This is a genomic window from Actinoplanes sp. NPDC051851, from assembly GCF_040681165.1.
GTDB lineage: Bacteria > Actinomycetota > Actinomycetes > Mycobacteriales > Micromonosporaceae > Actinoplanes.
On record NZ_JBFAYF010000002.1, the window covers coordinates 318,488 to 338,905 of the forward strand.

General features: G+C 71.0%; 16 protein-coding genes. 9 read left to right on the forward strand and 7 right to left on the reverse strand.

The window, feature by feature from the left end:
• Nucleotides 1–7 precede the first annotated feature (7 nt).
• From AB0M08_RS03855 to AB0M08_RS03865, 3 genes are read right to left on the reverse strand one after another with little or no spacing between them, the layout of a single operon-like run.
• Entirely contained in the window at nucleotides 8–1,756 is a 1,749-nt protein-coding gene (locus AB0M08_RS03855) for a prolyl oligopeptidase family serine peptidase (protein WP_364487892.1), read from the reverse strand.
• A 15-nt stretch (nucleotides 1,757–1,771) separates the two neighbouring features.
• Nucleotides 1,772–3,559, reverse strand: coding sequence for an N-acetylglutaminylglutamine amidotransferase (locus tag AB0M08_RS03860; protein ID WP_364487895.1), 1,788 nt, complete (start codon nucleotides 3,557–3,559; stop codon nucleotides 1,772–1,774).
• An 11-nt stretch (nucleotides 3,560–3,570) separates the two neighbouring features.
• On the reverse strand, nucleotides 3,571–6,150 hold the full coding sequence (locus AB0M08_RS03865; protein ID WP_364487898.1) for a carboxylate--amine ligase/circularly permuted type 2 ATP-grasp protein: 2,580 nt from the start codon (nucleotides 6,148–6,150) through the stop codon (nucleotides 3,571–3,573).
• 194 nt (nucleotides 6,151–6,344) lie between these two features.
• Here AB0M08_RS03865 and AB0M08_RS03870 point away from each other — a divergent pair, with 194 nt between their 5' ends.
• From AB0M08_RS03870 to AB0M08_RS03905, 8 genes are all read left to right on the forward strand, one after another.
• On the forward strand, nucleotides 6,345–7,415 hold the full coding sequence (locus tag AB0M08_RS03870; protein WP_364487901.1) for an NAD-dependent epimerase/dehydratase family protein: 1,071 nt from the start codon (nucleotides 6,345–6,347) through the stop codon (nucleotides 7,413–7,415).
• A 189-nt stretch (nucleotides 7,416–7,604) separates the two neighbouring features.
• Entirely contained in the window at nucleotides 7,605–9,728 is a 2,124-nt protein-coding gene (locus AB0M08_RS03875) for a bifunctional SulP family inorganic anion transporter/carbonic anhydrase (protein ID WP_364487904.1), read from the forward strand.
• Between the two features lie 144 nt (nucleotides 9,729–9,872).
• Nucleotides 9,873–10,262 carry a hypothetical protein gene (locus AB0M08_RS03880; protein WP_364487906.1) on the forward strand — a complete coding sequence of 130 codons (390 nt, stop codon included), beginning with the start codon at nucleotides 9,873–9,875 and terminating at the stop codon, nucleotides 10,260–10,262.
• A 615-nt stretch (nucleotides 10,263–10,877) separates the two neighbouring features.
• The gene (locus AB0M08_RS03885; RefSeq protein WP_364487909.1) at nucleotides 10,878–11,411 is read left to right on the forward strand and encodes a methyl-accepting chemotaxis protein; all 534 of its coding nucleotides are present in this window, start codon (nucleotides 10,878–10,880) and stop codon (nucleotides 11,409–11,411) included.
• Nucleotides 11,412–11,509: 98 nt separating this feature from the next.
• Nucleotides 11,510–11,824 carry a YchJ family metal-binding protein gene (locus AB0M08_RS03890; protein WP_364488039.1) on the forward strand — a complete coding sequence of 105 codons (315 nt, stop codon included), beginning with the start codon at nucleotides 11,510–11,512 and terminating at the stop codon, nucleotides 11,822–11,824.
• Between the two features lie 24 nt (nucleotides 11,825–11,848).
• Complete coding sequence (gene kynA / locus AB0M08_RS03895) at nucleotides 11,849–12,700, forward strand: tryptophan 2,3-dioxygenase (protein WP_364487912.1); 852 nt, start codon at nucleotides 11,849–11,851, stop codon at nucleotides 12,698–12,700.
• The gene (gene kynU / locus AB0M08_RS03900; protein WP_364487914.1) at nucleotides 12,697–13,944 is read left to right on the forward strand and encodes a kynureninase; all 1,248 of its coding nucleotides are present in this window, start codon (nucleotides 12,697–12,699) and stop codon (nucleotides 13,942–13,944) included. Before kynA ends, kynU begins: the two co-directional genes overlap by 4 nt.
• Complete coding sequence (locus tag AB0M08_RS03905; RefSeq protein ID WP_364487917.1) at nucleotides 13,941–15,092, forward strand: amidohydrolase; 1,152 nt, start codon at nucleotides 13,941–13,943, stop codon at nucleotides 15,090–15,092. The genes kynU and AB0M08_RS03905 overlap by 4 nt, the downstream gene beginning before the upstream one ends.
• Here the strand turns inward: AB0M08_RS03905 and AB0M08_RS03910 are convergent.
• The 3 genes from AB0M08_RS03910 to AB0M08_RS03920 form a co-directional block, all read right to left on the reverse strand.
• Nucleotides 15,078–15,530, reverse strand: coding sequence for a hypothetical protein (locus tag AB0M08_RS03910; RefSeq protein ID WP_364487920.1), 453 nt, complete (start codon nucleotides 15,528–15,530; stop codon nucleotides 15,078–15,080). The genes AB0M08_RS03905 and AB0M08_RS03910 overlap by 15 nt on opposite strands.
• Before the next feature lie 505 nt (nucleotides 15,531–16,035).
• Entirely contained in the window at nucleotides 16,036–17,058 is a 1,023-nt protein-coding gene (locus AB0M08_RS03915; RefSeq protein ID WP_364487922.1) for a Gfo/Idh/MocA family oxidoreductase, read from the reverse strand.
• Between the two features lie 119 nt (nucleotides 17,059–17,177).
• Nucleotides 17,178–17,957, reverse strand: coding sequence for a hypothetical protein (locus AB0M08_RS03920; RefSeq protein ID WP_364487925.1), 780 nt, complete (start codon nucleotides 17,955–17,957; stop codon nucleotides 17,178–17,180).
• A gap of 160 nt (nucleotides 17,958–18,117) precedes the next feature.
• Here AB0M08_RS03920 and AB0M08_RS03925 point away from each other — a divergent pair, with 160 nt between their 5' ends.
• The gene (locus tag AB0M08_RS03925; protein WP_364487928.1) at nucleotides 18,118–18,945 is read left to right on the forward strand and encodes a methyltransferase domain-containing protein; all 828 of its coding nucleotides are present in this window, start codon (nucleotides 18,118–18,120) and stop codon (nucleotides 18,943–18,945) included.
• 3 nt (nucleotides 18,946–18,948) lie between these two features.
• On the opposite strand, the gene AB0M08_RS03930 is transcribed toward AB0M08_RS03925, so the two are convergent.
• On the reverse strand, nucleotides 18,949–20,388 hold the full coding sequence (locus AB0M08_RS03930; RefSeq protein WP_364488042.1) for a glycoside hydrolase family 130 protein: 1,440 nt from the start codon (nucleotides 20,386–20,388) through the stop codon (nucleotides 18,949–18,951).
• Nucleotides 20,389–20,418: the final 30 nt, after the last annotated feature.

Sequence of the window (20,418 nt, forward strand, 5' to 3'; positions counted from 1 at the left end):
GGGAGTCTCAGTGCAGGTGGGCGGTCAGCCAGTCGACCGTCTCGCGCAGGTAGGTGGCGCGCGCGGTGCGGTGCAGCAGTTCGTGACCCTCGCCGGGGAAGAGCAGGTACCGGTGCGGCGCCCCGCGCTCCCGCAGCGCCGCCACCACCTGCTCCGCCTCGATCACCGGGACGTTGGTGTCGTTCTCGCCGTGCACCACCATCAGCGGCGCCGCGATCCGGTCGATCCGGTGGATCGGCGACAGGTCGCGCAGCAGTGCGGCGTCGGCCACCGGATCGCCGTACTTGCTGACCGCCGCGGCCGCGATCCACGGCTCGGTGTGCTCGTAGAACGTCGCGAAGTCCGCCATCCCGCAGACGTCGATCCCGACCGCGAACAGCTCCGGGAAGCCGGTCATCGCCGCCAGGGTGAGGTAGCCGCCGTACGAGCGTCCCATCACCCCGACCGCCCCGGCGATCCGCGAGTCCCGCAGGTAGCGGACGCAGGACCGGACGTCCTCGATCGCCCCGTACCGGAGAGCCAGGTTGTCCGCGTCCACGTAGGCGCGCCCGAACCCCGACGACCCGCGGACGTTCGGTGCGAAGACCGCGATGCCGCGCTGGACCAGCGACTGGAAGAGCGGACCGTGCCCGGGGCGTTCCTGTGCCTCGGGGCCGCCGTGCAGCCAGATCACCGTCGGGTGCGGCCCGGGCCCGGACGGGGCGAAGAGCCACCCGGTCAGGGCGAGCCCGTCGTGCGCCGTGACCTTCTCCAGCGTGGGCCGGACCGCGCCGGGCGCGGGTGCCTCGGCCGCGATCGCCCGCAGGTTCCCGCCGTCCCGGTCGCAGGCCCAGACCCCGTGCGGCCGCCCCGGTCCCTCCACGGTGAACGCCAGCACCGACCCGTCGAAACTCCAGGACAGCCCGGCGGCGACGGCATCCGGCAGCGCGACGGGTACCGCCTCCAGGGAGGTGAGGTCGATCAGCTCCAGGGCGGACTCGCCGCCGTTCACGTTCCAGAGCACCGCGGCGGTCTGCCCGTCCGCGGTCACCGCGAACGCCTCCACCTCCGCCGGCCCGGCCGCGATCCGCTCGACCACCCCGTCGGCGATCCGGACCAGGGCCGGGAACTCCTCGTCCTCGCTGCGGGCGTACACGCACCCGCCGCCCGGGCTGAAGACCGCCTCCTGCCCGGGGACGAGGTCGACGGGCTCGGAGGCGGCGGGCTCGGGCGAGTGGAGCACGATCCGGCGGGCGCCCCGGGGCCCGTGCCGCAGCAGGGCGCACTCCCCGGTCGGGTCCACGTCGCAGAGCGAGATCAGGGGACCCGAGGCGATGACCGATCGCTCCCCGGTCACCACGTCGATCAGGATCGCCGTGGTCAGGTTCTCGGTCAGCGCCAGCACCGGCCGCCCCGGCAGCCAGCGCATGTTGTCCGCGGTGTCCGTCCCGAACCCGGCCACCTGGTGCGGATCCGACCCGTCCGGCCGGACCAGCCAGACCTCCTGCCGGGGTGCGCCGCCGGGGGCCGCCTGGCAGGCCAGCCAGCCCCCGCCCGACGACCAGGCCACCGCGTTCACCGGGTGCGGCAGCGCGACCTGGAAGGTCAGCTCGCTGCCGACCGGCTGCACCCAGACGGCGGGCGCGCCACCTCGGTCCGAGACGTACGCCACGTGCCGCCCGTCCGGCGACAGCGCCGGCGACCAGTTCCCGGCGATCTCCGAGGTGAGCCGGGCGAATCCGGCGGGCAGGACGGCCACGTCGTCGCGGTGAAGCACACAACCCCCTAGGACCTAGATCTTGTGCGTCTGCAGCCACATCTCCAGGAGCGCGAGCTGCCACAACTGGTTCGCCCCGAGCGTGGTGCGCGGGGTGTTCGGGTCGGCGAGCAGCGCGTCGACGTACTCGGTCCGGAACAGCCCGCGGGCACGGGCCTCCGGCGCCAGCAGCGCGTCGCGCACCTTCGCCAGCATCGGGCCCTCCAGGTGCCGGATGCCGGGCACCGGGAAGTAGCCCTTGGTCCGGTCGATCACCTCGTCCGGCACCAGGCCACGGGCGGCGTCCTTGAGCACCCCCTTGCCGCCGTGGGCGAGTTTCACCCCCGGCGGGCAGGCCGCCGCGAGCTCCACCAGCTCGTGATCGAGGAAGGGTACGCGCGCCTCCAGCCCCCACGCCATAGTCATGTTGTCGACCCGTTTGACCGGATCGTCGACCAGCATCACCTGCGAGTCCAGCCGCAGCGCCGCGTCGACGGCGGTCTCGGCTCCGGGCCGCGCGAAGTTCGCCTCCACGAATGACCGCGCGTGATCATCATCGAGCATCCAGGCCGGGTTGAGCTGTTCTTTCAGCGAGGTGAAAGGCCGATCGAAGAACTCTTTCCGGTACGCCGTCGCGGCCCGATCGCGGGGCACCCCGGCGAGCGGCGGGTACCAGCTGTAACCGGCGAGGATCTCGTCCGCACCCTGCCCCGACTGGACGACCGTGACGTGTTTCGCCACCTCCTCGCTGAGGAGGTGGAAGGCGACGCAGTCGTGGCTCACCATCGGCTCGCTCATCGCCGCCACGGTCGCGTCCACGGCGGGCAGGAAACGATCCCGTCCGATTCTGATCTGGTGGTGCTCGGTGTCGAACTCCTTGGCGATCAGGTCCGAGTAGACGAATTCGTCCCCGCTCTCGCCGCCGCCCGACTCGAACCCGATGCTGAACGTGCTCAGCCCCCGCTGCCCCCGCTCGGCCAGTAGCGCCACGATGAAGCTGGAGTCCAGGCCGCCGGAGAGCAGCACGCCGACCGGCACGTCCGCGACCATCCGCCGTTCCACCGCGACCCGGAGCCCGTCCCGCACCCGTTCCGCCCACACGTCAGGAGCGTCTTCCCCGGTACGCCCGAAACCCGCCTCCCAATAGGTCCGCTCGGTCGACGCGCCGTCCGCCGTGACCACCCGTACCGTGGCCGGCGGCAGTTTCCGGATCCCGGCCACGATGGTGCGCGGCGCCGGCACCACCGAGTGGAAGGTCATGTAGTACTGCAGCGCCACCGGGTCGATCGAGGTGTCCACCCCGCCGGCCGCGAGCAGGGCGGGCAGCGTCGAGGCGAACCGCAGCCGCCCCGGCGTCTCGGCCAGGTAGAGCGGTTTGATCCCGAGCCGGTCCCGGGCGAGCGTGACGGTCCCGGTGTCGTGCTCGGCGATCGCGAAGGCGAACATCCCGTGGAACCGGGTGACGCAGTCCGCACCCCAGCGGTGGTACGCCTTCAGGATCACCTCGGTGTCCGATGCGGAGGCGAACGTGTAGCCGTACCCGGAGAGCTCTTCTCGCAGTTGCCGGTAGTTGTAGATGCAGCCGTTGAAGACCACGGTCAGCCCGAGCACGGCGTCGGTCATCGGCTGCCGGCCGTTCTCGCTCAGGTCGATGATCTTCAAGCGGCGGTGGCCGAACGCGATCCGGCCGTGCTCCCAGACGCCCTCGCCGTCCGGGCCGCGCGTCTCCAGGCAGGGCAGCATCCGCCGGAGCGCCTCGGTGTCTGCGGGTCGGTCGCCGTACCCCCGGTTGAGGTAATTGAGTTCTCCGGCGATTCCGCACATGAAGAAACCTCCTAGTGATCGAGCAGCCAGGTGTCCTTGGAGCCACCGCCGCGTGAGGAATTGACGATCATGCTTCCGGCCGGGGCGACCCGGGTGAGCGCGGCGGGCGCGACCACCGAGCGGGTGCCGGTGAAGACGAACGCGCGCAGGTCGACGTGCCGGGGCGCGAGCTGGTGCCCGTCGAAGACCGGGTGGGTGGAGAGCTGGACCAGCTCCTGGGCCACCCAGCGGTGCGGCGCGGTCCGGATCTGCCGGCGCAGCGCGTCCAGCTCGTCGGCGGTGGCGTGCGGGCCGATCACGATCCGGTCCCCGCCGTACCCGTCCACCGGCTTGCAGACCAGCTCGTCCAGGCGGGCGAGCACCTCGGCCCGCTGCTCCGGCAGTCCGCAGAGGTAGGTCGGCACGTCGGCGAGGAGCGGCTTCTCGTTCAGGTAGTACTCGATCAGCCGCGGGACGTACGCGTACACGGCCTTGTCGTCGCCGATCCCGTTGCCGAGCGCGTTGGCCAGCGTGACGGTGTCCGCGTGCAGCGCCGCGACCAGGCTCGGGCCCAGCGGCATGCCGTCCGCGCCGGGGGAGTGGACCAGGCTGTCCTCGCCCATCCGCAGGTAGATCACGTCGACCGGGTGCCGTTTGCCGCCGGTGAGCCGGTACACGCGCCCGTCGTCGACGAAGAGGTCGACGCTGCGTACCACCGGCACGCCCATCGCCTCGGCCAGCATCCGGTGCTCGAACCAGGCCGAGTCGTCCGGTCCCTGGCTGAGCACCACCACCGCCGGATCGTCCCCGGCGGCCGGTCCGGCGGCGGCCAGCAGCGCCTCCTTGAGCAGCGCCGGCGTGCCGGTCACCGGGATCAGGCCCCGCGGTTGCGGCAGCTCGGGGAGGACGGTCTCGGTGAGGCGGCGGTTCTGCATGGCGTACGCGATACCGGACGGCACCCGCAGGTTGTCCTCCAGCACGCACCAGTTCCCGTCGCCGTCCCGGACCAGGTCCACCCCGGCCACCTGGGCGCGGACGCCCGGACGGCGGACCAGGGCGCCGCTGGCCCGCAGCTCCGGCGAGCCGTCGATCACCCACTCCGGGACGATCCCGTCGGCGACCACCCGCCGCTCGTCGTAGACGTCGTTGACGAACGCGTCGAGCGCCCGGACCCGTTGGATCAGCCCGGCATCGAGTCTCCGCCAGTCCTCGGCCGGGACGATCCGGGGCACCAGGTCGAACGGGAAGAGCCGGGTGGCCGCCTCGCCGGCGACGCTGAACGTGACGCCGTTGGCCCGCTGCTCCTCGTCCCTGGCGTCCTCCCGCTGCCGCAGGCCCGGAGCGCCGAGCGCGGAGAGGACGGGCAGGATGCCGGTGTACTCCGGGGCGACCGTGCAGCCGGGGAAGGCCTCGTCGCCGTCGGCGGCGTACGGGAGAAGCCGGGAGGGAGCGGAAGTCCCCGCCGGGCCCACCGCCGCCGCGCCACCGCGGGTCTCCGCGATCAGCTGGTCCACGACGTCGGAGAGGCGGCCACGGCGTGCCAGCGCACGCCGCTGACGGGAGGCCGCGCTGCCCCGGCTGAGCGCGCGGGCCGAGAGATCGAAGACCTGCTCCCAGTCGCCGAGTTCTTCCAGGTACGGCCGCAGCTCACCGACCAGGTGCTCGACGGCGGTCGTGGCCGGCACCGGGATCGGCGCGCGGGGCAGGTCGAGCAGGTCGCCCTCCAGCCCGGACCGGGCGGCCCGCCACATCGCGGCCCGGTGCAGCGGCGGCCGGGGATCGGGCAGCGGGAGCCCGGCGCGGTGCTCCTCGCGGGCGCGCAGCACCAGGGCACGGAAGAGCCCGGCGAGCAGCACCACGGTGTCCACGTCCGGGCAGGCGTCGGTGACCCGCAGCTCCACCGTCGGCACGTGTGCCGAGGGCCGGACGTCGAAGTAGACCATCTTCGGGTCGCTGATCGTGCCGGACGCGATCAGGTCGCTGACCAGCGCGTCGTGCTCGGCGGCGCTGCGCAGTACCCCGCTGTCCCCGGCGGTCGGCCAGCGCAGCCAGACCAGCGAGCGGACACTGGCGTACCCGGAGTCCTCGCCCATCCAGAACGGCGAGCTGGCCGAGAGCGCGAGCAGCACCGGTAGCGCGGGCGTCACCCGCTGGGCCACCGCGACCGCCTCGTCCCGGTCCGGCACGCCGACGTGCACCTGGGCGCCGCAGATCAGCTGCTCCCGGACCAGCATCTGGTACTCCTGCAGCATCCGCCGGTACCGCGAGGTCGGGGTGACGTGCAGCGCGTCCGCGTCGACCAGCGGCACCGTGCCGGCCGCGACCAGGCCGAGCCCGAGGCCCTCCGCCACGCCGACCGCGGTCCGGCGGCGGGACACGATGCCCGCGCGCAGGTCGTCCAGGGTGGTGGCGACCGGGGTGTTCGTCTCGACCACCGAGCGGTGCAGTTCGGCCGAGAAGTGTTGCGGATCGAGCCGGTCCAGTACGTCCGGCGCGTTCGGTACGAGCTCCCGGGTGGCGAGGTCGACCACGTGCAGCTCCTCCTCGACACCGAGGGTGAGGCCGTCATGTCCGGGGATGTGGGGATTCGGGGCCTGGAGGGACTCCGTCATCGAGACCGCCTCTGCGTGTAGTCCGGCAAGTCCGTGTCCGCCGGACTCTTCCCACCTGATGTGGCGAACCCGTGACGTGCCCGTTTCACGCTCCGGTCAAGCATGACGATCACTACACTCCGACCGGCCCGAGGGGGCGGTGTCCCGTACCGGTAACCTCGGGCACTGGCGCCCACACCCCCGCGGAGGTCCTGATGAGCAGCGTCGTCGTCATCACCGGCTCGGCCGGCCTGATCGGATCCGAGTCGGTCCGGCACTTCGCCGGGCTCGGCATGGACGTGATCGGCATCGACAACGACATGCGTGGCTACTTCTTCGGGGCCGACGGTTCCACGAAGTGGAACCTGGAGCGGCTGACCACCGAGATCGGCCCGAAGTACACGCACTACTCCCTGGACATCCGCGACCGGGAGGGTCTCGGCCGGCTCTTCGCCGAGTACGGGAAGAACATCGGGCTGGTGATCCACGCCGCCGCGCAGCCGAGCCACGACTGGGCCGCGCGCGAGCCGTTCACCGACTTCGACGTCAACGCGGTCGGCACGCTGAACATGCTGGAGGCGGCCCGCCGGCACGCGAGCGAGGCCCCGTTCATCTTCACCTCGACCAACAAGGTGTACGGCGACACGCCGAACTCCCTGCCGCTGATCGAGAAGGAGACGCGGTGGGAGCTGCCGGAGGACCACCGGTGGTTCGACGGTATCGACGAGACCATGTCGATCGACAACAGCCTGCACTCGATCTTCGGTGCCAGCAAGGTGGCCGCCGACGTGATGGTCCAGGAGTACGGCCGGTACTTCGACATGCCCACCGCGGTCTTCCGGGGCGGCACGCTGACCGGTCCGGGTCACTCCGCGGCGGAACTGCACGGCTTCCTGGCGTACGTGATGCGCTGCGTGATGGAGGGCCGGCTCTACAAGATCTACGGATATAAGGGCAAGCAGATCCGGGACGCGATCCACTCGCACGACCTGGTCTCCGCTTTCGAGGCGTTCCAGAAAGCGCCGCGGGTCGCCGAGATCTACAACATGGGCGGCGGCCGTCATTCGCACTGCAGCGTGCTGGAGGCGTTCAGCATCGCCTCCGAGATCACCGGCATCGAGGCGCGTACCGAATACGTCGACGAGAACCGGGTGGGCGACCACCAGTGGTGGGTCAGCAGCACCGCGCGGTTCGAGGAGCACTACCCCGAGTGGAAGCTCACCTACGACGTGCCGGCCATCCTTCGCGAGATGTACGAGGCGAACCAGGACGTCTGGAAGGCGTAACCCCGGTATTTCATCGAAGAAAAGGGCCGCGAGGCCCTTTTCTCGTTTCTGAAGCAGTTTTTCCGCGACGACGCACACGGTGTGCGTTTTTCTCCCATTTCCTGGGAAATCGGCGGCATATTGCTGTGTTTTACCTGGAAGTGCGCGTCTCCTAATACGTGGTTAACGGAAATTGGGTATTTTTACCTAATGTCCGACTTGACGCAGTTGTTGCGCCGGGACTTGCCGGCGTCCATCGTCGTGTTTCTGATCGCCATCCCGTTGTCGCTCGGCATCGCCGCGGCGTCCGGGGCCCCGCTCTTGGCGGGGTTGGTCGCCGCGGTTGTCGGCGGCATCGTCGCGGGCGCGCTAGGTGGCGCTCCGCTCCAGGTCAGCGGCCCGGCCGCCGGTCTGACCGTGATCGTGGCCGGTGCCGTGGCGGACTTCGGTTTCGCCGGTACCGCCGCGATCGTGGCCGTCGCCGGAATCGTCCAGATCCTGCTCGGCGTCTCCCGTCTGGGACGCGCCGCCCTGGCCCTCTCGCCCGCCGTCGTGCACGGCATGCTGGCGGGCATCGGAGTGGTCATCGCGCTGAGCCAGGTTCACGTCCTGCTCGGCGGGAGACCGCAGAGCTCCGCCTGGGAGAACCTCAGGGAACTCCCCGGACAGATCGTGCACAACCACGGTCTCTCCGCGATGCTCGGCCTGCTCACCGTGGGGATACTCCTGCTCTGGCCGCGGGTCGTGAAGATCTCGGTGCTGCCCGCGGCACTGGTGGCGGTGGTCGGCGTGACCGCGCTGGCCTGGGTGACCGGTGCCGAGGTGGTCCGGGTGGACCTGCCCGCCGAGCCGCTCGCCGACCTGGTCACCCCGGTCTGGCCGGACGCGCCGATCCACAAGATCACCGTCGCGGTGCTCACCATCGCGCTGGTCGCCAGCGTGGAGTCGCTGCTCTCGGCCGTCGCCGTGGACCGGATGCACGACGGGCCGCGGGCCCAGCTCAACAAGGAGCTGGTCGCGCAGGGCGCCGCGAACACCGTCTCCGGCCTGCTCGGCGGCCTGCCGGTGACCGGCGTGATCGTCCGCAGCTCGACCAACGTGGCGGCCGGCGCGAAAACGCGGTGGTCGGCGATCCTGCACGGCGTGTGGGTGGCGGCGTTCGTGCTGCTCTGCGCCGGCCTCCTGGAGACCATTCCGATGGCGGTGCTCGCCGCGGTACTGATCGTGGTCGGGTTGAAGCTGGTCAGCCTCGCCCAGATCAAGACGTACCTCCGGCACGGCGAGTTCCCCACCTACCTGGTCACCGCGGTCGGCGTGGTCGCCGTGGACCTGCTCACCGGCGTGGCCCTCGGCATGGTCACCGCCGCGGTGCTGATCCTCTGGCGGCTCACCCGGTGCGAGATCCGTACCGTGCAGCGGGCGCCCGGCGACTGGCTGGTCACCATCAGCGGGACGCTCGCGTTCATCGAGTCGGCCCGGCTCACCAAGGAGTTCGGCGCGCTGCCGCCGAACGTCGACGTCGACGTCGAGCTGCACCTGGACTACCTGGACCACGGCGCCTTCGAGACCATCAAGGCCTGGGAGACCGCGTACACCAAGGCGGGTGGCCGGGTCCGGATCCGCGAGGTGCACGACTCGTGGTTCAGCCGGGCCACCTCGGGCCGGCTCGGCGGCGGGAAGAGCACCCCGCGGCTGCTCGGCTCCTGGTCCCGCTGGCAGGACATGGACCATCAGCGCCGGGACGCGATGGCCGCGGGCATCGCGGAGTTCGAGCGTACGGTCGCGCCGCTGGTCCGGCCGCACCTGGCCGACCTGGCCCGGGACGGTCAGTTCCCGCAGCAGCTCTTCATCACCTGCGCGGACTCCCGCCTGGTGCCGAACCTGATCACCGGCAGCGGGCCGGGTGACCTCTTCTGCGTGCGCAACGTCGGCAACATCGTGCCACCGTACGGTGCCGGTGACGCCTCGGTCGGCGCGTCGATCGAGTACGCGGTCGAGGTGCTCGGGGTCAACACCATCACCGTCTGCGGCCACTCCGGCTGCGGCGCGGTGCGGGCGCTGATCAGCGACGCCGCCTCGCCGGGTTCGAGCCTGGGTGACTGGCTGACGCTCTCCGGCGTACGGTTCACCGACCCCTCCGACGAGGAGAAGTGCTGTGCCGACAACGTGGTGCGGCAGCTGGCGAATCTGCGGACGTACCCGTCCGTCCGGGCCGCCGAGTCGGAGGGCCGTCTCCGGCTGACCGGCATGTACTTCGACCTCTCCGAGGCCCGCATGTACGAGGTGGACCCGGAGGTCGGGGCCCCGCGCCCGGTGATCATCCCAGCGGCCTGACCGCCCGTACCCGCTTCGTCCGTCCTGCCCGTCCGGCACCCGTCGCGTCCGCGCGGCGGGTGCCTTTCTCCATCCCCTGTTGATCTCGGTGGACGGGTCGAAAGGGGGATCGTCCACTGCGGACGTTAGCGTTAACATCCGATCGTGGACGTCGAGGTGTCGTGGCTGACCGCGGGGATGACCGGCGGGACCAGCCGGGTGAGTGGGGCCGTGCTGGCGGGACTGGCGCGGGGCTACGACGGTGAGGCGGCGGCCGGGCTGCGGGACTTCCTCACGCCGAAGGAGCAGGCCAGCTTCTCGGTGAGCTGGTCGCCGGCCGGCGAGATCATGTCCTCCTACCACTGCCGGTACCAGGGTCCCCGCGAGGTGCGCGACACCATCGCCGGGTGGAACCTCTTCCTGCGGGCGCTCGCGGTGGCCGGCGACGAGCAGGTCGGGCTGGTGCACGGCCTCGGTGACACGCGGGGCCGCTTCTATCTGCCGATACTCTCCCCCGACGACGGCCACGTGCTGGCCTGCCTCGGCAAGCGCTGAGCTCTCCCCGCCGCGACCCGCGTGCCCGGCCGGGGCCGCGGCGCGTCTCGCTGTTCTGCCTGGCGATCCGGGGTGCCTCGGCCGGTCGGCTGGCGATCCGGGGTGTCTCGGGCCGGTCGGCTGGCGATCCGGGGTGTCTCGGGCGCTCCGAGTGACCCGTGAACGCCAGCCGCGCCGGGAAAGCTGGCGCTCACGGGTCACTCCAGCCCGCCGACACACCCCTGAGCACCAGCCACCAAGATCATCCCCGTAGTTGATCATTAAATGTTGATCAAGTCCGGCCAGCCGGGGCCCACCCCGACCGGGGGAAACCCCCATCCCTAACGGAACAGTGGCACATAACAGTGATCTTGGCCCGGGGCCCTGTGGACAAACCCCGGCTGTGGATAACCCCCAACCCGGACCGTGACCGAGAACGCTCACCCCGCTACCCCGCTGGCGACGACGATCCCGCCGGAATCGACCAGCGGGGTCAGGGGTGCCGGGCTCCGACCGGGGCACCGATGAGCACCCGCCAGAACCGGGACCGGAGGGCGTGGATCGGGCGAAAACCGCCCGGTGCCGGTATGCGGGATGGGATGTTGGGGCTACCGGTGAGAAAGGGAACGCCACGACATGACCGACTGGGAGCAGAACGACAGCTGGTCGTCCGGGGAGGACCAGGACTGGTCACAGCAGGAGAGCGGGCAGTCCGGACGGGGCGCGCAGGACCGCCAGCGGGACTCCGTGCACCGGTTGGCGAACGTCAGCAACGACATGGCGACGGCTACCCAGGCCGCCGTGCACGCGGCGGAGACCGCGGTACAGGTGATCCAGCGCCTGGAGGCGAAGGGCACCGAGATCGGCAAGGTGGTCCAGCTGATCGCGACCATCGCCAAGCAGACCAACCTGCTCGCGCTGAACGCCACCATCGAGGCGGCCCGGGCCGGCGAGGCGGGACGGGGCTTCGCCGTGGTGGCGAGCGAGGTCAAGGACCTGGCGAACGAGACCGCGACCGCGACCAACGAGATCGGCACCCAGGTCGGCGGGATCCGCGCGGACACCCAGAACGCGGTCTCCTCCATCGAGGAGATGCAGAGCCTGATCGAAGAGCTGGACCGGTGCCAGAAGGTGATCAGTGGGATCGTCGTGGAGCAACAGGCGGGGTAGTCCAGGATGGGCACATGGCTTCCCGCAGGCGTGTGTCACCGTCCGCCTCTTCCGCGTGCCCCTGTGCCCGTGACGCGTACGAGAAATGCTGTAAGGACCTGCACGACGGGAAGCCGGCGGCGGACCCGGAAGCCCTGATGCGGTCGCGCTTCAGCGCGTTCGCCCTGAACAGGGCCGACTACGTGCTGGCCACCTGGCATCCGCAGACGCGGCCCGCCCGGATCGACGATGACCCCGGACTGCGCTGGACCCGCCTCGAGGTGCTGGAGTCGAGCGGCGGCGGCCTCTTCGACGCGGAGGGCACCGTGACGTTCCGTGCCCACTACCGCGAGGGCGGCACCCCCGGCGTGATGGAGGAGAAGAGCCGTTTCGTCCGTCACGACGGCCGCTGGTCGTACTGGGGGCCGATCTAGGCTGGGCCGCAGGAGGTGGGACCCATGTCGGCAACGCGGCCGCTGGAAGAGGGCATCGTCCAGGATTTCAAGGTCAATCTCTCCTACGGTGAGTACCTGCACCTGGACGAGATCCTGAGCGCGCAGCACCCGGTGAGTGCCCCGGAGCACCACGACGAGCTGCTCTTCATCCTGCAGCACCAGACGTCCGAGCTCTGGCTGAAACTGATCCTGCACGAGCTGGTCGCCGTGCAGGCGCACCTGGCCAAGGACGAGCTGAGACCGGCGCTCAAGGGACTCGCCCGGGTCAAGCACATCCAGCGCACCCTGACCGAGCAGTGGTCGGTGCTGGCCACCCTGACCCCGACCGAGTACGCCCAGTTCCGCAGCTTCCTCGGCACTTCCTCGGGCTTTCAGAGTTATCAGTACCGGGCGATCGAGTTCCGCCTCGGCAACAAGGACCGGCGGATGCTGGCGATCTTCGACGACCAGCCGGCGGCGCGGGACCTGCTGGAGGACGCGCTGCGCACGCCGAGCGTCTACGACGAGTTCCTGCAGTGGCTGGCCCGCAACGGTCACGACGTCCCGGTGGAGATCCTGCAGCGCGACGTGACCGAGCCGTACGCGTACCACCCTGACCTCGTGCCGGTCTTCCAGCGCGTCTACGAGAACGCGGAGCAGCACTGGGAGGCGTACGAGGCCTGCGAGGAGCTCGTCGACCTGGAGGAGAACTTCCAGCTCTGGCGGTTCCGGCACCTCAAGACGGTGGAGCGGACCATCGGGTTCAAGCGGGGCACCGGTGGCTCCAGCGGGGTGGCGTTCCTGAGGGCCGCTCTCGATCTGACATTCTTCCCGGAGCTCTACGCCGTCCGTACCGAGATCGGAGTCCCTCGTTGAGCGACGATCTGCTCGCCCGCGCCCATGACCTGGACGCGGCCGACCCGCTCGGCGGACACCGGGACGAGTTCCTCACCGCGCCCGGCGGCGACCTGCTCTCCTACCTGGACGGCAACTCGCTGGGCCGCCCGCTCGCGGCCACCGCCCGGCTGATCGAGGAGTTCGTCCGCGACCAGTGGGGCGGCCGGCTGATCCGCGGCTGGACCGACGGCTGGCTGGACTGGCCCACCACCCTCGGCGACCGGCTCGGCGCGGTGGCGCTCGGCGCGGCGGCCGGCCAGACCGTGGTGGCGGACTCGACGACGGTGCTGCTCTACAAGCTGGCCCGGGCCGCGGTGGACGCCCGCCCGGAGCGCCGCCGCGTGGTGCTGGACACCGACAACTTCCCCACCGACCGGTACGTCCTGGAGGGGATCGCGGCCGAGCGCGGGATCGAGCTGGTCTGGATCGAGACCGACCCGGCGACCGGGATCCGCCCCGACCAGGTCGCCGCGGCGGTGGACGGGGACACCGCACTGGTGCTCTTCTCGCATGTCGCGTACCGGTCGGGCTGGCTCGCCGACGTACCGGAGATCAACCGGATCGCCCATGCGGCGGGGGCGCTGACGTTCTGGGACCTGTGCCATTCGGTGGGCTCGGTGCCGGTCCGGCTCGACGAGTGGGGTGTGGACCTCGCGGTCGGGTGCACGTACAAGTACCTCAACGGCGGGCCGGGGGCGCCGGCGTTCGCGTACCTGCGGAGCGGCCTGCAGGGTGAGCTGCGGCAGCCGATCTGGGGGTGGATGGGGCACCGGGCGTCGTTCGAGATGGGCCCGGGGTACGAGCCGGCGCCGGGATCGCGGGCGCTGCTGAGCGGAACGCCGCCGATCCTGGGGATGGTCCCGCTCCACGCCAACCTGGACATGCTCGCGTCGGCCGGGATCGACGCGGTCCGGGCGAAGTCGCTGCTGCTCACCGGGTACGTGCTGGAGCTCGCCGACGCGTGGCTGGCGCCGCTCGGGGTCCAGGTCGTGTCGCCGCGCGACCCGGAGCGGCGGGGTGGGCACGTGACGCTGCGCCGGGCCGGGTTCGAGGGGCTGCTGGAGCCGCTCTGGGAGAACGGGGTGATCCCGGACTACCGGCGGCCGGACGGGCTGCGGATCGGCCCGGCGCCGTTGAGCACGAGCTTCACCGAGGTGTACGAGGGCCTCGCGGTGCTGCGTGACCTCGCGGAGAAGCAGACTCTCCCGGAGAGGCGGCCATGAGCGACGAGGCCGGGTGCGCCGGCGTCTGTGGCGGCGCGGGCTGTTTCGCGAAGAGCCGGGGCACGGCCGCCGCCGACGGATGTGCGCCGACGGTCACCCGGCGGCCGGATCCGCGGGAGGACCGGCGGGTCGAGTGGCTGGCGGCGGAGACCGTCTGGTGGGGCGGCCGGATGCGCGGCGGTGTGGCGCTGCGGGCCGGTGCCGACGGCGTGGTCAAGCCGGTTCCGGCCGAGCTGGCGCCCGCCGGTGGGGTGCGGCGGTTCCCCGGGACGCTGCTGCCGGGGCTGGTCGACGCCCACGTGCACTCGGGTCTCGTGGACCTGGCCACGGTGCGAGCCGGGGGGATCGCTGCCGTGTGGGACCTCGGCGGCGTACCGGAGAAGGTGGAAGAACTTGCGGCCCGGGCCCGGAAGCCCGGGTCTGAGCTGCCGGCGATCCGCTATGCCGGTCCGTTTCTGATCGCGCCGGGCGGCTATCCGAGCGACCGCTCCTGGGCGGCTGCGGGCAGTTGGCGCGAGGTGCGGTCGGCGGCGGACGCGGGCGCCGCGGTGGCCGAGGCGTGGTCCGGCGGGGCGACGCTGATCAAGGTGACCGCGCACGCCGGCGGCCCGATGCTGCCGCAGCCGACGCTGCGCGCGCTGGTCGACGCGGCGCACGCCTCCGGGCTGCCGGTGGTCGTGCACGCGGAGGGGCCCGGCACCGTGGCGGCCGCCCTGGAATCCGGGGCCGACCTGCTCGCGCACACGCCCTGGACGGAGCGGCTCGACGACCGCCTGCTGCGGGCCTGCGCGGCGCGGATGCGCTGGATCAGCACCCTCGACATCCATGGCCGGGATGGGGGGAACCCGGCCATGGAGATCGCGGTGAGCAACCTGCGGCGCTTCGTCGAGTACGGCGGTGGCGTCCGCTACGGCACCGATCTCGGCAACGGCCCGCTGCCGGCCGGTGTCAACACGGGGGAGCTGCGAGCGCTGCGGTCCGCCCGGCTGACCCCCGACGAGATCCTGATCGCCATGACCGAATCCGATAGCCAGGAGATCTCCTGGATCCCGGGTGGCCTGGACCTCTCGCCGGAGGGCTTCGCCGACTCGCTCGCCACGGCGCGGGTCGTTGACGAGGCTATCCGCCCGGGCTCAGCGAGTGGCTGAGGGGCTCGCGGTCACCACGGTGGCCGCCGGGAGGTCGTCGATCGCCTGAATAGCCGCGCCGTCCACCGCGCCGCAGACGTCCCGGGGGAGACCGGGGCGGATCCAGCGCCCGTCGGAGTAGTCGGCGGCCTTGACCGTGACGGTACCGAACCGCTGAGCATCGTCAACAGCCTCCTGCACCTTCATCTCGGACTCGATCGCCGGGTCGATCTCCGGTTCGTCGTCGGTCGCAACGGTGAACTCGCACCAGCCGGAGTAGTCCGCAGTGCGCATGCCGGCGGTGTCGCGGGCACGTACCCGCCACCGATACGACGAGTCGAGATCCAGGATGTCCTTGGGAATCGAGGCGATCACGGGCTCGCCGATCGGTGCATCGGTGACTGACTCCGTTCCCAACAGGGTTCCGTCGAGGGTGGCGTACTGGAAGTCGGCGTTCACCGTGGTGTCACTGGCATGGGTGCATGTCGCCCAGAGTTGTGGACTCGGGTTGTTCACCGTCGGCCGGTTCGCCCCGGTGTAGCACGGCGCAACAGGCCACGATCCGGCGTATGGAATCCGGTCGCCTCGGGCGGCGATGAATACCGATAGGACCCCGTGGAAAGCCGTTCCCGCCAAGGGAACTTCGCACACAAACTTCACCTGGATAGAAAGTGACCTCGAACGAACGTCTGTGAACTTCGTTTGAGGTAGGAGGGAGGCTCTCACGTGCAGGATCACAGGATCAAGTGGGAATGATTAAGGTCTGGAGCGCTCGTCCATATTGGCGGTATTTGTTCGACTGAATGGATTCCGTGGTGTCGGTCACGGCGATACTGGGAAGGTTCGGCCGATTCGGCTTGAACGCACCGTGTTCCGGGCAGGGCGCGTGGCGCGAGAAATATGAAGGCCGGTCCACAAGGGGACCGGCCTTCGGCGGTAACGGGTTCGGTCTATCGGTCCGCCGTCAGAGGCTGACCGAGCGGCCCGTCGTCGCGGAGACGCGGGCCGCGTCGAGGACCTCCAGGGCGCGGACCGAGTCCGCCGGGTTGACCGGGACCCTGCCCTGGCCGAGGACCGCCGCCGCGAAGGCCGGGTAGAACTCGTCCCAGCGGCCGCGCTCGCTCTCCACCGGGGCGCCGGTCGCGCCGCGGAACAGGTGGCCCCAGCGGTGCTCCGGCTCGACGCCCCAGCGGTCGCCCAGCTTGGCCGGGGTCTTGCCGGCCTTGAGCATCTCCTCCTGGACGTCCAGCTCGCGGGAGATGAACGTGCCGGCGGTGCCGCTGACCCGGAAGCGCGGGCCCGGACCGGCCTGGCGCCAGCTGCCCCAGAGGTGCGACTCGACGCCGCTGAGGTGGTGCAGGGCCACGAAGAAGTCGTCGTCGAACTCGGTCTCGCCGCGCATCTCGGCGTAGACCCGCTGGACCGGCCCGAAGAGCTGCAGCGCCTGGTCGACCAGGTGCGAGCCGAAGTCGCGCAGGCTGCCACCGCCGGCCGCGGGCGGCAGCCGGTCCGGCGCCCACCGCTCGACCCGCGACTCGAAGCGGCGGACCGTGCCGAGCCGACCGCTCTCGATCAGCTTCTTGATGGTCCGGAAGTCGGAGTCCCAGCGGCGGTTCTGATACACACTGAGCAGGACGCCGGCCTCGTCGGCGGCGCGCACGACCTCGCGGGCGCTCTCCGCGTCCATCGCGAACGGCTTGTCCACCACCACGGAGAGGCCGAGAGCGATCGCCTCCAGCGCCAGGTCGGCGTGGGTGGTCACGGGCGTGGAGATCGCCACCGCCTGCACGCCCTCGGCGGCCAGCGCGGCGATCGTGTCGAAGGTGCCGACGCCCGGCAGCTGCTCGGCGACCTGCTTGCGCCGCTCCTCGGATCCGGTGACCACGCCGACGAACTCGACGTTCTCCGCCGAGGCGATCAGCGGCGCGTGGAAGATCCGTCCACCGCTGCCATACCCCACCAGCCCCAGTTTCGCCCGCTCGATCATGCCGGAAGTTTTTCACATCGGTTGCCGTGCTGTTGCACACGATCCCGGCCGTTACTTGTGATAACGACCGCACTACCGTACGTCGCGAAAATGCGCTAGTCCGGGTTCCGGAACACGGGTCAGCTGCTGGGCGGCAGACCCAACGCGGCACGCACGGTCCGGCCCGCCGGGCGCAGGACCTCGGCGCGGACCCAGCGTCCCGCCGCGCCGACCGCCTCGAACACCGGTCCCAGCGTGTGCCGCCAGGTCCAGCGCAGGGCGATCCCGGTGACCCGCGCGCTCCCGGCGATCGCGAGGCCGGCCGGCCGGAGCACCCGGCGGTACGTCAGGCGTCCCACCCAGCGGAGCCCGTGTCCGATCGGGGTCAGTATCCGGCGGTAGCTGAACCACCACGCCCAGGCGATGCCCTGCCCGATCGGGACGAGTACCCGGCGGTACACCACCCGGATCGCCGCGACCACCCGGACCCGGACGGCCCGGAGCACCACGGCGAGGGCGACGCCGATCGGCCGGAGCACCCAGCGGTAGAGCGGATGCAGGAGATAGCTCCAGAGACCGACCCCGACCAGGGCCAGCAGGGCGATCACCCCGCCCAGGATCCCGCGGACCACCCACCAGAGCTTGCCGCCGATCCAGCGCAGCACCCGCCAGACCGGGAAGATCAGCCAGCGCAGCACCTGCCGGGCCAGCCAGAGCGCCGGCACGACCAGCAGGGTGCGCAGCAGCCAGCCGGTCGCCCGGCCCAGCGGCACGAGAACGTGCCGGTAGACGGCCGTGACGCAACGGTCCAGCAGCTCCCAGACGAACCGCACGGGCAGCACGATGATCAGCGCCAGGACGCGGATCGGCCACAGTAGCCACTCGGGGGTGTCGGGCTCCCGGTGCTCCGGGTCGGTCATGGGCGCTCCTTCTCGTCCGCGCGCTCAGGGTAGGTCATCCTCCCAACGTGGAACGGATCAAAAGAACGGCAGGTGAGAAGCGTCTCGATGTGGCCTGGTGCCCTGTCGGATGGATGACGGGTGCCGTCGGAAAGGTCGTTGACGGAGAAAGAATCGCGACATGGAACCCGCGCAGAAGGAACGTACGCCGTTCTCCGACATCGACGGACTGACCGCCGAGATGTCCGAGATCGTGCTGGCCGCGTTGACCGAAATGGGTCAGCACCCCGAGATCCGGCGGGTACGCCGTACCGGACTCGACGCCCTGCGCCCCGCGCTCGGGCAGCGGCTGCTGGACGCGGGTTCCGGGAACGGCGAGGTGGCCCGCCGTCTGGCCGCCGAGGCCGGCCCGCGCGGCGAGGTGATCGCGCTGGACTACTCGGCGGCGCTGACCACGGTCGCCAGGGCCGGGCACGACCAGACGAACGTGCGGTACGTGACCGGCGACGTCTGCGCGCTCGACCTGCCGGACGACGCGGTCGACGGCGTCTGGTGCGAACGGGTCCTCCAGCACGTCGACGACGCGGACCGGGCGATCGCCGAGCTGATCCGGGTGACCCGCCCCGGCGGCCGGATCTGCCTGATCGACACCGACTGGGACTCGCTCGCCTTCGACGGGGTGCCGGCAGCGCTCGGCGCCACGGTGATCGAGCAGGTCAGTGGCCACTTCACCCCGAAACAGCGGGACATGGGCCGTACGCTGCGGCGCCGGCTGGTCGCGGCCGGCCTGACCGGCCTGACCGCGACCCCGGTGACCTGCCTGTTCGGCAGCCCGGACTCCGCCGCCGTGGTGCTGCCGATGGTCAACCCGCGGGTGCCCGAGGAGACCTGGGCGACCCCACCCGGCCTCCGTGACGAGTGGCTGGGCCGGGTCGAGGCGGCCGGCGCCCGCGGCGACTTCCTCGCCGTCCTGACCATCTGGGTCGTCGCGGCCAACGTCCCGGAGTAGGGCTCAGCGTTCGATCGGTTGCATGCGGTGGAGCAATCGGTCGAGGGGCATGCTGGCGAACGCGATCCGGACGTCGCTCGAGGCGTACGGCATCCAGAAACGGCCGTCGTGGACCAGGCCGCCGCAGGAGTACAGGACGTTCGGGACGTAGCCCTCGCGCTCGGTCTCGTCCGGGTCGATCAGGCCCTGCGGCAGGTCGGCGATCACCCGCTCCGGGTGGTCCAGGTCGAGCAGCATGGCGCCGATCGCGTACCGGCGCATGGGACCGACGCCGTGGGTGAGGACCAGCCAGCCGGCCTCGGTCTCGATCGGCGAGCCGCAGTTGCCGACCTGGATCAGATCCCAGCCGCGGTGCGGGACCAGCAGCGGCCCGGCCGGCTGCCAGCGGTGCTGATCGTCGCGGACGGCGAGGCCGAGCGTCTCGCCGTCGGACCGGCAGAGCGCCAGCTTCTTCCCGTTGACGTACCTCGGGAAGAGCGCCATGCCCTTGTTCCGTGCCGCCGGCCCGTGCAGTGCGGTCACCTCGAAGTGCCGCAGGTCCCGGCTGTAGATCACCCGGCCGGAGATGTTGAACCCGTCGTACGCCGTGTAGGTCGCCTGGTACGCCGGCCGTCCGTCCGGGTCGATGACCTGCACGAACCGGGCATCCTCCATGCCCCGGCTCTCGCTCGGGGTGGCCGGCCACATCACCCGCTGGTGCAGCGGCATGGTCGCCGGGTAGGTGATCGCGTAGTCGTCCATCACGATGCGCCGGATCAGGTCCAGCGTCATCGGCGTGGTCGGCCGGGCCAGCAACTCGGCCGGCAGGTGGCTCATGATGTCCTCGAACTCGTGGTCGTCATAGCGCTCCGGGAGCGCGTTGAGGACGTACGCCGAGGCCTCGTTGTCGATGTCCTCGTCGCCGAGGGCCGCGAAGAGCTGGTGCTTCATGTGCTTGGCGCCGACCCGCTGACCGATCGCGAGCGGGCCGTCCCGCTCCTCCAGCCGGATCGCGGCGCCGGGGCCGAGGATCACGCTGCAGAACCCGATCGACGAGATGTGCCCCTCGCCGATCTGCCGCAGGCTCAGCGCCGCCCGTAGCTCACCGGGGGCCAGGTCGCTCTGGTCCGGGTGCGGGACGATCGACGGGTTGCAGAGCGCCGCCGCCTCGATCGAGAACTCGTGACTGAAGTACGCCCCGATCAGCGTCCGCGCCGACGGTGACAGCTCGATCTCCGGCGGCACCCGGTGCTGGACCACCTCGTAGTGGTGCTGGAACGTGGAGAGGATGTCGTGGTGCCGGCCGGCGAACCGGGTCAGCACGTCCTCCAGCAGCGCGGCGATGTCGTTCTCGTCCAGCTGCAGCACCCGCTCGATCATGCAGGCGGTGCGGTTGTGCGTGGCGTGCGCGTCCTCACCGGGGACGAACAGCTTGATCACGACGCGGCGGCCGTCCGGCGCCATGGTGATGTTGTGACGGGTGATGTCGGTGGT